Source organism: Arthrobacter crystallopoietes BAB-32 (assembly GCF_000328305.2).
GTDB classification, from domain to species: domain Bacteria; phylum Actinomycetota; class Actinomycetes; order Actinomycetales; family Micrococcaceae; genus Crystallibacter; species Crystallibacter crystallopoietes_A.
Window position 1 is genome coordinate 1 of sequence record NZ_ANPE02000259.1, and the last position, 10,457, is coordinate 10,457.

The 10,457-nt window shown below is 68.6% G+C and carries 11 protein-coding genes, 1 pseudogene and 1 riboswitch; of the genes and pseudogenes, 8 read left to right on the forward strand and 4 right to left on the reverse strand.

The genetic code is table 11. The annotated features are described in order from the left end of the window. Positions 1-97: 97 nt before the first annotated feature. The 7 genes from D477_RS18960 (at position 98) to D477_RS18990 (ending at position 6,597) form a co-directional block, all read left to right on the forward strand. Positions 98-1,162: a cytochrome P450 gene (locus tag D477_RS18960; protein WP_005273804.1), complete on the forward strand. Its 1,065-nt coding sequence runs from the start codon at positions 98-100 to the stop codon at positions 1,160-1,162. Between the two features lie 34 nt (positions 1,163-1,196). Next, a complete protein-coding gene (bioD, locus tag D477_RS18965; protein ID WP_237740838.1) occupies positions 1,197-1,889 on the forward strand; it encodes a dethiobiotin synthase in 693 nt (230 codons plus the stop codon). Between the two features lie 153 nt (positions 1,890-2,042). Beyond that, positions 2,043-2,212, forward strand: a riboswitch (cyclic di-AMP (ydaO/yuaA leader). A 3-nt stretch (positions 2,213-2,215) separates the two neighbouring features. After that, the gene (locus D477_RS23440) at positions 2,216-2,746 is read left to right on the forward strand and encodes a LysM peptidoglycan-binding domain-containing protein (protein WP_005273810.1); all 531 of its coding nucleotides are present in this window, start codon (positions 2,216-2,218) and stop codon (positions 2,744-2,746) included. Next, the gene (locus tag D477_RS21970) at positions 2,743-3,123 is read left to right on the forward strand and encodes a C40 family peptidase (protein ID WP_005273812.1); all 381 of its coding nucleotides are present in this window, start codon (positions 2,743-2,745) and stop codon (positions 3,121-3,123) included. Before D477_RS23440 ends, D477_RS21970 begins: the two co-directional genes overlap by 4 nt. 219 nt (positions 3,124-3,342) lie before the next feature. Then, positions 3,343-4,503, forward strand: coding sequence for a hypothetical protein (locus D477_RS22850; protein ID WP_190273590.1), 1,161 nt, complete (start codon positions 3,343-3,345; stop codon positions 4,501-4,503). A 68-nt stretch (positions 4,504-4,571) separates the two neighbouring features. Then, the gene (locus D477_RS18985) at positions 4,572-5,927 is read left to right on the forward strand and encodes a sensor histidine kinase (protein WP_005273817.1); all 1,356 of its coding nucleotides are present in this window, start codon (positions 4,572-4,574) and stop codon (positions 5,925-5,927) included. Beyond that, positions 5,920-6,597 carry a response regulator transcription factor gene (locus tag D477_RS18990; protein ID WP_005273820.1) on the forward strand — a complete coding sequence of 226 codons (678 nt, stop codon included), beginning with the start codon at positions 5,920-5,922 and terminating at the stop codon, positions 6,595-6,597. The genes D477_RS18985 and D477_RS18990 overlap by 8 nt, the downstream gene beginning before the upstream one ends. A gap of 93 nt (positions 6,598-6,690) precedes the next feature. Here the strand turns inward: D477_RS18990 and D477_RS18995 are convergent, their stop codons facing one another. Then, positions 6,691-6,924, reverse strand: coding sequence for a hypothetical protein (locus D477_RS18995; RefSeq protein WP_005273824.1), 234 nt, complete (start codon positions 6,922-6,924; stop codon positions 6,691-6,693). Between the two features lie 134 nt (positions 6,925-7,058). On the opposite strand from D477_RS18995, the gene D477_RS19000 reads away from it, so the two are divergent. Beyond that, positions 7,059-7,994: a hypothetical protein gene (locus D477_RS19000; RefSeq protein WP_005273826.1), complete on the forward strand. Its 936-nt coding sequence runs from the start codon at positions 7,059-7,061 to the stop codon at positions 7,992-7,994. Between the two features lie 30 nt (positions 7,995-8,024). On the opposite strand, the gene D477_RS19005 is transcribed toward D477_RS19000, so the two are convergent. From D477_RS19005 to D477_RS22855, 3 genes and pseudogenes are all read right to left on the reverse strand, one after another. Further along, a complete protein-coding gene (locus D477_RS19005; protein WP_005273829.1) occupies positions 8,025-8,351 on the reverse strand; it encodes a hypothetical protein in 327 nt (108 codons plus the stop codon). Between the two features lie 199 nt (positions 8,352-8,550). Next, positions 8,551-10,068, reverse strand: coding sequence for an MDR family MFS transporter (locus D477_RS19010; protein WP_043847710.1), 1,518 nt, complete (start codon positions 10,066-10,068; stop codon positions 8,551-8,553). A 171-nt stretch (positions 10,069-10,239) separates the two neighbouring features. Further along, positions 10,240-10,457, reverse strand: a pseudogene (locus tag D477_RS22855) (hypothetical protein); the annotation flags it as partial.

A 10,457-nucleotide genomic window follows, 5' to 3' on the forward strand; every position in this document is an offset into this window, starting at 1 on the left:
CGGCCCCGGAGGACGTCCGCCGCGCCGCCGCGCTGGTCGCCGAACTCGTAAACGGGAGCAAGCCGGAGCACCATCCGGCCGCCAGCGGAGCCACATCATGAGCTTCCATGTCGTGACCGACCCGGCCCAGGTGCGGGAAGTCATGCGCCGCACGGACGATTTCCTGCCCACGAACGCGCTGACCGCCGTCGTACCGCTCTCTCCCGCCGCCTTGCGGATCCTCAGCCGCGCCCGCTTCGCGCTGCCGCCGGTGCTGGCCTCCGCCACCGGCCACGCCCACCTGCGCGTCCGGCGCCTCGTCGCCGCCTTCTTCACGCCGGCGAAGGTCGCTGCCGTTGGTCCCCGGGTGCGCGAGCTGGCGCAGAAACGCGCCGCTGAGGCCGCGGCGGCACTCCATGCGGGGCCGGTGGACCTGGCGGACCTGGTGGCCAAGCACATCCCGCCTGTCGTGATGGCCGAGCTGATCGGCACCGGGCTGCCGGATCTGGACACGCTCAAGCGCTGGAGCCGCGATTCGCTGGAGCTCTTCTGGGGCTGGCCGGACGCGGACCGCCAGCCAGCGCTGGCCGAGAGCGCCGCGGAGTTCTACGCGTGGCTGCGCGGCGAGGTGGACGCCGCCCGCGGCACGGATTCGCTCTTCGGCGTGCTCGACCGGGCCGGCCTCAAGCCCGCGGAAATCTGTTCGCTGGGCTACTTCCTGGTCATCGCCGGGCAGGAAACCACGGCGCAGCTGATCGCCACCGCGTCCTACCGCGCGCTGCAGGAACCCGGGCGCTGGCGGCAGCTGGCCGCTGGCGGCTCCGGCCGGCAGTTCGTGCAGCACGTGCTCGGCACGGAATCGTCGGTCCATACCTGGCGCCGCGCCACCGCCCGCGACACCGAACTGGGCGGAACGCAGCTGCCCGCCGGAGCGGAAATCCTGCTCGAGCTCAGCGGCCACCACCCGCCCGACGCCGCCGCCACGGCCTATTCGCTGGCCTTCGGCCACGGACTGCACCGCTGCCTGGGCGCGAAGCTCGCCGAACTGGAGACCGTGCTCGTGCTCGAGGAAACCGCCCGTGCCCTGCCGGACGTGCAGCTGCACGGGCCCGAGCCCGGCTGGCTGCGGCTGCTGTCCTTCCAGAGCCCCCTCGCCGTCACCGTCTCCCAAGGAACCCCGTGACTCCCCCTACACCGGCTCCAGCCGAAAGGACCCCGTGACTCTCCCTACACACGCCGCCGGCCGGACACAGCCGTCCCTCCCTACACTGCCCCGGATCATCTTCGTGACCGGCACGGACACCGGCGTGGGCAAGACCATGACGACGGCGGCACTCGCCGCCGCGCTGTCCGGCAGCGGGCGGGGGCGGGTGGCGGTGTACAAGCCGGCGCAGACCGGCGTGGCTCCCGGGGAACCCGGGGACATGGACGAAGTGTCCCGGCTCTCCGGGGTGGACCGGGTGTCCGAGGGGATCCGGCTGCGCGCACCGATGGCGCCGGCGGCCGCCGCGCAGCGCGAGGGGGCCACACTGCCCTGCCTGGACCAGCACGTCCGGCACATCAAGACACTGGCGGAGACCGCGGACCACGTGCTGGTCGAAGGCGCCGGCGGCCTGCTGGTGGAACTCGATGGCGAAGGCCATACCCTCGCGGATCTTGCGGCGCGGTTCCCCGGCAACTCAGGCACCGTCGTCGTTGTCCGCAGCGGCCTGGGCACCCTGAACCACACCGTGCTCACACTCGAAGCGCTGCACTCCCGCAGGCTGCCCGTGACCGGAATCGTGGTCGGCTGCTGGCCTGCCCTACCTGATGACGTCGAGCTGGACAACTTGGCCTTCCTGCGCCGGCTTAACGTTCCATTCCTGGGAGCCGTCCCGGCGGGGGCGTCGTTCCTAGCCACGGAAATTTAAGCGATCAACCTGGCCTGTGGATTCACACGAAGTGAATGTGAGGTTGTCCACAACACGCCCGATCCGAGTTGGTGGTTACCAAACCGTTATGTAGTGTTGTCGAAGCGTCGGGGCCTTACCCGGCCAGCTCGAGTGGATTGCCTAACTCTGCCACCACAATTCGAGCCCGTTCAGTTACCGCTGGCAGAGGCGGGGGACCCAATTTTTTGGGCTTCGTTGAAGTCCTTGGGGTGAAGTCGTGGGTACGTATCCGTACTGCCCCACGGCCGGGTGACTCCTACCCGAACCCGACAGCTTACCTCGCAGGCATTGGGAGAGGCACAACCGTGTTCAAGAGCAATTCCGCGCGCCATCGCGCCACCCCGGCCCGCAACTTCCTCATCAGCGAGGCCACCAAGTCCGTTTCCGCCAACGCCGGCAAGGTCGGCCGCAGCGCCGCCGTAGTCACCGCCGGTGCAGGCCTGATGCTCGGTGCGGGCATGCCCGCCGCCAACGCCGCCGGCAGCGCCCCGGACCAGGCTTCCTACACCGCTCCGGCCGTCGCCGCTTCGGATGCTGCTGCCGAGGCCGCCGTCGCCGCCGTGGCCCACAGCGCCGAGACCGCCACCGAAGCCGCCACCCACACGGTTAAGGCCGGCGACACCCTGGGCGCCATCGCCTCGCAGCACGGCGTGGCCCTTGAGGAAGTCTTCGCCGCCAACGGCCTGGGCATGTCCTCGATCATCTACCCGGCGACGTCATCAAGCTCTCCGGCTCTGCCGCCGAGGCCCAGGCCGCTCCAGCCGCCGAAGCCCAGGCCGCTCCGGCCGCCGAGGCTCCGGCTGCCGAGGCCCAGGCTGCCCCGGCCGGGTCCATGAACGTCTCCCTGGCCAGCGCCGACATCAAGCCGGCGTCCACCAGCACCTCCGGCCTGGCCGGCATCGCCCAGTCCATGGTCGGCGTGCCCTACGTCTGGGGCGGCAACACCACCGCCGGCTGGGACTGCTCCGGCTTCACCAAGTGGGTCTACGCCCAGGCCGGCATCGAACTGCCCCGCCTCAGCTACGACCAGGTCGGCGCCCTGACCCCGACCAGCAACCCGCAGCCGGGCGACCTGGTGTCCCAGAACGGTGGCAGCCACGTTGGCATCTACCTCGGCGACGGCAAGATGGTCAGCGCCCTGAACCCGGGCGACGGCACCCTGGTGCACCCGACCAGCTGGATGAGCGTCGACGGTTACTACACCGCTGGCTAAAGCATGAGACTCCGGGCCGGCCCTTCCCCCATCGGCAGGCCCGGGATGGTGGAGAGGCCCCGCTGGCACCACGCCGGCGGGGCTGCTCCCCTTTAAGGACTCCCTTTTGGTGACTCCCCTTTCAGCGGGGCAATAACGACGGCGCCGTCCCCCTTTCGGGGGAGCCCATCCGCCCCCGCGGGGGATCTTGGGCGGGCCGGACGTGGCCAGACTGAAGCCATGACTACACCACCGGCTCCATCTCCCGCTCCGGATTCCTCGGCCACACCAGACTCTGGTCCGCTCCCCGGACCCGACAGAGTTCCCACCCGAGCCGTTGACTCCAAATCACGGCGCTTCCTCCCCGCCGCTCCCCTGGCCACGGCCATAACCGCACTTTTCTACGCCGCCGCAGCCGCCGCCGTCGTACTTTCCGGCAACCGCCTGCCGCTGGCGGACCGCGCGGTCCCGGTGGAAATGGCCCCGCTGAACGGCCCGCTGGGCGACCTAATGATGTACCTGTTGCCCGCCGGTGCAGCAGCCGGCGGGCTGCTGGCGCTGGCAATCCACCTGTCGCGCCGGCCTGGACCCCTGCTGACCGGCGCTGCCGTGGCCTTCGCCGCGCTCTACGCCGGCACCGTCCTGCTGGTGGCGGTGGACACGCGGCTGCTGACGATGCTGGGCTACATCCCGTTCCTGCTGGTCCTCGCCGCCACCGATCCGGCGGCCTTGCCCGCGGACTATGGCTGGCCGATCCTCGGGCATCAGCTCGTGCTGCTCGCCGGCGTCGGACTCTGGGCCCTGACCGCCGCCACCGCAGTCCGCAAGGCAACGGGTACCTGCTCGCACTGCGGCCGGTCCGACCGTAACCGCGGCTGGTTCACCGCGGCGGCCGCCAGGCGATGGGGACCACCAGTCACCATCGCGGCTGCTGCAATTCCCGCATTGTATGCGCTGACCCGGTTCGCCTGGGCGGCCGGCATTCCGCTGGGGATCAGCCCGGATTTCCTGGCGATGATGCAGGGCAACGGGATGGTCCATGCCGGCCTTGGCCTGGCCTCGATGGCAGCGCTCGGCACGATCCTGACACTCGGCCTGCTCCAACGGTGGGGCTCGACCTTCCCGCGCTGGATTCCGGGCCTGGGCGGGCGCAGCGTGCCCATCCTCCTCGCCGTCATGCCTGCCAGCTTGGTCTCCGTCGTGGTCGTTCCGGCCGGCGCCACCTACGTCAGGATCTTCGCCTCGGGCATCCCGACCGGCATCCCGTTCGACGCGGTCAATTGGGCCACCGGCACGCCGACCCTGCTCTGGATCGCGTGGGGCCCGCTGCTGGCGGCGGCCACACTGGCCTACTACCTCAAACGGCGCGGCACCTGCAGCACCTGTGGCCGGGACGGCTGAACATGTCCCGGCGGGCCAACGGCAGAGTCACGGCGGATTCCGTCAGCGCGATAGGCAAGAATAGGGCCATGACGGAGTCGGGCCGGCCGATGGCGAGGCGGGCAGGGCGGATCTTCAGGCACTTCGTGTTCATGATGATCGGCGCCCTGCTCGCCGTGCCCTACATCGCCACATTCATCTGGGCCACGCAACTGGCCGCTGTGGACGCCGGCCTCGCCGCGTTCGCCTTCGCCCTCCTCTTCGCGCTGCTGGCGGTTCCCGCGGCACTGCCTGTGACGCGCGAGCTTGAGCGCACTGCAGTACGGGAGCTGCTCTCGGTGGAGCTGCCCGACCTGCCGGCAGAGTCCGGCTCAGGCCGCCGCTGGCGGGGAGCAGCGTGGTACCTGATCCATCTGCTCGCCGGCTCGCTGCTCCTCTTCACCCTCGTCGTTGCGGGCCCGATGATCCTCGCCGTCGCCTTCCGCTGGCTCGCCGGGCAGTCACAGTCGGTCGCGGAGCTTGCCGCCGTCGTCGTACCCTTTGTGGACACCACGACGGCGGTGCTCTGGACGCTCGGGCTCAGCCTTACCGTGGTTGTTTTCACCGTGTTGACCGGCAGTGCGCTCCCGCATTGGGCCGACCGGATGCTCGGGCCGAGCCCTGCCGAACTGGCGGCGCTGGACGAAGAACGCGCTCGGGACGAAGCCCGGCGGAACGAACTGGCCCGCGAACTGCACGACTCGGTTGGGCACGCGTTGACCGTCACCACGCTGCAGGCCACCGCCGCCCAGGGGCTGCTGGCGCGGAATCCGGACGCGGCCGCCAGGGCCATGCAGGCCGTCGCGGACACCGGCCGCACCGCCCTGACCGAACTCGACCACGTCATCGGCCTCCTCCGCTCGTCCGCCCCTGCCGGCGCCGCCGCCGGGCTGGAAGAACTGCCCCGCAGCCTGGAGCGGTTCGCCATGCAAGGCTTGGCCGTGGAACATGATTACGACGACGAAGGCCTCGCCCGGCTGCCCCGCGACGTGTCCGTCACCGCCCACCGGATTCTGCAGGAGGGCCTGACCAACGCCCTGAAATACGCGCAGCCGAAGCAGGCCAGACCGCAGCTCCGCTCCGACGCCAGCAGCCTGCGGATCAGGCTCAGCAATCCGATTTCCAACACCGCCGACACCCCGGCACCGGCCCCCGCCTCCCATGGCATCACCCGGTCCACCTCCGCCGGCGGCCGCGGGCTGGACGGCATCCGCGAACGCGCCCGGTTGACCGGCGGCTCCGCGAACACCGTGGTCGCTGCCGGTCAATGGATCCTTGAGGTGGAACTGCCCGTGACGGACGGAGCGCCTGGCCTACCCGGACCGCATGCCAGTCAGCGCCCTCTGCACCTCCGCCACTCCCTAACCAGCCGGCGCCCACGGAAGACGGACCCACGCCATGAGTGAGCCCATCCGCATTCTGCTTGCCGACGACGAGCCGCTCATCCGCTCCGGCTTGGCCGCCATCCTGTCACTCGAAGAAGACCTTGCCGTGGTCGGCGAGGCCGGCGACGGCGCCGAGGTGTGGACGCAGGTACGGAAACTGGAGCCCGACGTCGTCATGATGGACGTGCGGATGCCGCGGATGGACGGCATTGAAGCGACCGCCCAACTGGTAGCCAACACCGGCCGGCTCAACCGCGCGCCGAGAATCCTCATCCTGACGACGTTCGAAAGCGACGACTATGTCTACGACGCCCTCAAGGCCGGCGCGGATGGTTTCCTGCTCAAGCGCGCCCGGCCCGACGAGCTCGTCCGCACCGTCCGCGCTGTGGCCGCCGGTGAATCCATCGTTTTCCCGGCGAAGCTGCGGGAACTCGTCGCGGACCGCCAGGACTCCAGACAACCTGGTCAGCCGGATCTCGTGGCCACGGCGGGGTTGAGCAGCCGCGAATCGGAAGTGCTGCAGCACCTCGCGCACGGCCGCAACAACCAGGAAATCGCCCAGCAGATGTTCCTCGGCGTCGAGACCGTCAAGAGTCACATCGGCTCGATCCTGGCGAAGCTGGGCGTACGCGACCGCACCCAAGCAGTTATCGCGGCCTACGAATCCGGGTTCATCCGGCCCGGCAAGTAGCTGCCGCGCCTGCCTGCTCGCCAGCTAGTCCGCGTCCGCCATGCCTGCCTGCTCGCCAGCTAGGCCCGGTTTGCCACTGCTCTTGGCCCGGAACTACGCCCGGTCCGCCACCTGTTCGTGTCCCGATTCCCGGGCGCAGTGCGCGCAGCAGTAAATCTGCTCCCCGGCCTCAACGCCGTGGCCAAGGACGCGGCACCCGCAGTGCGCGCAGGTCGGCGCCATCGCATGGACGGCGCACTCGAAGCTGTCGAAGGTTTTGGTCTCGCCGCCCTTGGTGATGGTGAACGTCTTGTCGTAGGTGTTGCCGCAGGTGTCGCACGTGGCCATGATGAGGCTCCTCGTTCCGATCACGCCGGCCGTTTCGTCGGGCCGGCTCGCTTGCCTTATCCAACATCAGCAAACTTACTATCCTCAGGAACAAATGCAATGCCCATGGTTGGGCCCCGGGTAAGGTGAGCAAAGTGGACCTCGCAAGCATCGCCGTCGAACTTTATGCGCTGACGCCCGACGAGTTCACGGCCGCCCGCAACGCGCGGGCCAAGGAAGTCGGCGGGACCGGCGACAAGGAGCTCGCCAAGCAGGTCAAGACGCTGCCCAAACCGTCGACGGCGGCGTGGCTGGTTAACATGCTTGTCTCCCGGCGGCGCGAGGAGACTGACCAAGTGCTGGAACTCGGGGCGGCACTGCGCGAGGCGCAGGACGAGCTGGACCCGCAGCAGCTGAGGGAACTCAGCCGGCAGCGGCAACAGCTGCTGGCCGCCGTCATCAGGGAAGGGCGGGCCCTGGCCGCGGAACTGGGACATCCTGTCAGCGAGGCTATCGGCGCCGAAGCCGAACAAACCCTGCGCGCAGCCATGACGGATGCGGATGCCGCTGCTGCAGTGGCCGGCGGCCGGCTGGTCCGCTCGTTGACAGCCAGCGGGCTGGAACCCGTCGACTTGTCAGGCGCCGTAGCGGGCCCGCTACCCTCCGTTCGCTCCGCTAGGACGGGGAAGCCGGCGAAGTCCACTCGACCCAAGGTTGTCGAAGAGCCGGAGACCGCGGGAAAACGCCGTGCCGAACGTGCCGACCGGGCGGAGAAGCGCAGGGCCGAAGAGGCGGAGCGGGCCGCCCAGCAGGCGAAGGCCGAGCTTGAGCGGGCCGAGAAGCGCGTGGAAAAGGCCGAGGCCGAGGTGGAGAAGGCAGAACAACGGCGCCAGGATGTCGAAGCCCGGCGCGAGGAGCTGGCCGCGGAACTGGCGGAGCTGAAGGAGCGGATTCGCGAACTGGACAAGGACATCGCCGCCGTCGACCGCGAGGCCGACATCGCGCAGGGCGTCCAGGACGAAGCCGAAGCAGCGCTCGGCAAGCTCCAGGCGGAGGCGTACCGGGCGCGCAAACGGCTCGATCAGCTCTAGCGACGGCGGCTCTTCCCGCCAGTGCCGCTGCTAGTTCTCGCCGTCCTCTGCGTTTTCGGAGTTCCCGGAGCCTCCGGTGTTCCCTGCGGAGCCGGCGCAGGTCTGGTTCAGCTGCTGGACGGCTTCGGCCGGAACCTCGTCGCCGGCCTTGGCAACTTCGTTCAGCGGGCCGGTGATCGATTCGGGCGCGCCGGCGGATTCGGCGGCTGCCACCAGCCCGGACAGCACCTGCTGCTCGGACGCGCTGACCGCACCGTCTTCGATCGTCGCGCAGATCTGTGCCGTCACTTCCTGGACAGCAGCGTCAGTGATGTCGGAAACCGCCTGGTTCGCGGCGTCGGTAGCTGCCTCCTCCACGGCGGCGCAACCGGAAGCAAGGAGGGCGAGGGGCAGAAGGATCAGAGCTGAAAGTCGTCGCATCGTTGGTCCAGTTTACCTGCCGGTCCGGAAGCCGCGGTCAGGCTGTGACCCGTCTCCCACTCGCAGAGCAGAGGCAACTTCGGCGTGGCTTCGCTGCCGGCCCGCTCTTCGTTCCCGGGCCGGCAGGCAAGCCCGCTCAGCCGACGGCTAGCCGGTTTTCTTCCGCTGCCGCGGGCTTCGGGTCCTTCACGAACAGGCCGGCGACAATCGCCAGGAGCGAGATCACCGCGCCGCACAGGAAGGCGGCCTGGGTCCCTCCGGCCAATGCCTCAAGCTCCCCCGCGCCGGCGGATGCGAGCCCCGCGGACTGGAGAGTCATCACCGAGATGAACAAGGCCGTACCTGCGGCGCCGGCCAACTGCTGCACCGTGCCGACCACCGCGGAGCCGTGCGAATACAACTCGGGGCGCAGGGCCGCCAGGGCCGAGGTCAGCAGCGGCGTGAACATCAGGCCCAGCCCGACGCTCAGGAAAACATGCGCCACCAAAACCAGCGCGACCGGCGTCGTCGCATTCATCATTGCGAGCCCCCAGAACACCAGGCTGACCAGGACCGCACCCGGCAGGACGAGGATGCGTGATCCGCGGGCGTCGTAGATCCGGCCGACCACCGGACCAAGCAGGCCCATGACCAGGCCGCCCGGTAGCAGCAGCGCGCCGGTAGCCAGCGGATCCAGGCCGAGCACGGACTGCAGATAGATCGGCAGGACGATGATCATGCCGAACAACGCCATCATCAACACCACCACGGTCAGGATAGAGACCGTGAACGCGCGCGACGTGAAGGTCCGCAGATCCAGCAGCGCCTTGTCCTCCCGCTGCAGCGACCGCTGACGGAGCACGAACAACAGCAATGCGGCGCCGCCGACGACCAGGGGCAACCAGGCGGGCACCGCTCCCCCGCCATGCGCGGCCTCGCCCAACTGGCTCAACCCGTAGATCAGGCCGCCGAAGGCGAATGCGGAAACCACCACGGAGGGCACATCGATCGGCGCATGTTTCGGCTCGGTCACGTTCTGGATCCGGAGCACGCCCAGCGACAACGCGGCGACCGCGATAGGCAGCACCAGCCAGAACATCCAGCGCCAATCAAGAATGCTGAGGATAAATCCGGAAATCGTGGGCCCGATGGCCGGTGCTACGGAAATGACGATGGAAATGTTGCCCATGACTTTTCCACGGGACGACGGCGGTACCAGAGTCATCACCGTAGTCATCAGCAGGGGCATCATGATCGCCGTCCCCGTCGCCTGGATCACCCGGCCGACAAGCAGGACCTCGAAGCCGGGGGCCAGCGCGGACACCAAAGTCCCCAAGCTGAAGAGCGTCATCGCCGCCGCGAAGACGGGACGTGTGTTGAACCGCTGGAGCAGGAACCCGGTTACCGGGATCACCACGGCCATCGTCAGCATGAACGCCGTGGTCAGCCACTGAGCCGCGCCTGCAGTAATGTCGAGGTCCCCCATTAGCCGTGGCAGCGCGACGCCCATGATCGTCTCATTGAGAATCACCACGAACGCGGACACCAGCAGCAGCGATATCACTGTCCGGTCTCGTGAAGACAGCGCACCATCCGCTGTGATCGTCCCGTCCGGCCCGGCATGTGGCTGCTGCTGTGCCTGTTCGAGGGTCGTTTCGTTTTCAGGCACAGCCATTCCTTCGAGAGCAAGTAGATAATGTAGGGCAGATTCGGGAGCCGGCCGAAGTGATCGGCAATTCTCGATCAGTAACGCACAAGCACACAGCATAAACGCCAGCCGCAATCCGGTCTATTCCCCGCCTCCGGCGAGCCTCCAGATCCTCTTGTCAGGGCACGCCCGGCAGGGTCAGAAGGGTGGTGGTTCGGGGTTGTCGAAGGGGTCTGGTGGTGGCGGTGGTGGTGGTTGGACGCCGTGGGAGATCCAGGATCCGTCGGGGTAGCTGGTGTAGGCGTGGCGGGATTTGGTCTGGTGGTGGAGGACGCCGTTGTCGCCTTGCCAGACGCGGCCGCCGTCGGCGTGCTTCGACAGATGATCGGATTTGCAGCGCAGTGCAAGATTATTCA

Coding starts and splice junctions, on each gene's coding strand:
- D477_RS19010 (WP_043847710.1), bottom strand. CDS start 10,068: ATGGCTGTGCCTGAAAACGAAACGACCCTCGAACAGGCACAGCAGCAG.
- D477_RS18960 (WP_005273804.1), top strand. CDS start 98: ATGAGCTTCCATGTCGTGACCGACCCGGCCCAGGTGCGGGAAGTCATG.
- D477_RS22850 (WP_190273590.1), top strand. CDS start 3,343: ATGACTACACCACCGGCTCCATCTCCCGCTCCGGATTCCTCGGCCACA.
- D477_RS18995 (WP_005273824.1), bottom strand. CDS start 6,924: ATGGCCACGTGCGACACCTGCGGCAACACCTACGACAAGACGTTCACC.
- D477_RS18985 (WP_005273817.1), top strand. CDS start 4,572: ATGACGGAGTCGGGCCGGCCGATGGCGAGGCGGGCAGGGCGGATCTTC.
- D477_RS21970 (WP_005273812.1), top strand. CDS start 2,743: ATGAACGTCTCCCTGGCCAGCGCCGACATCAAGCCGGCGTCCACCAGC.
- D477_RS18990 (WP_005273820.1), top strand. CDS start 5,920: ATGAGTGAGCCCATCCGCATTCTGCTTGCCGACGACGAGCCGCTCATC.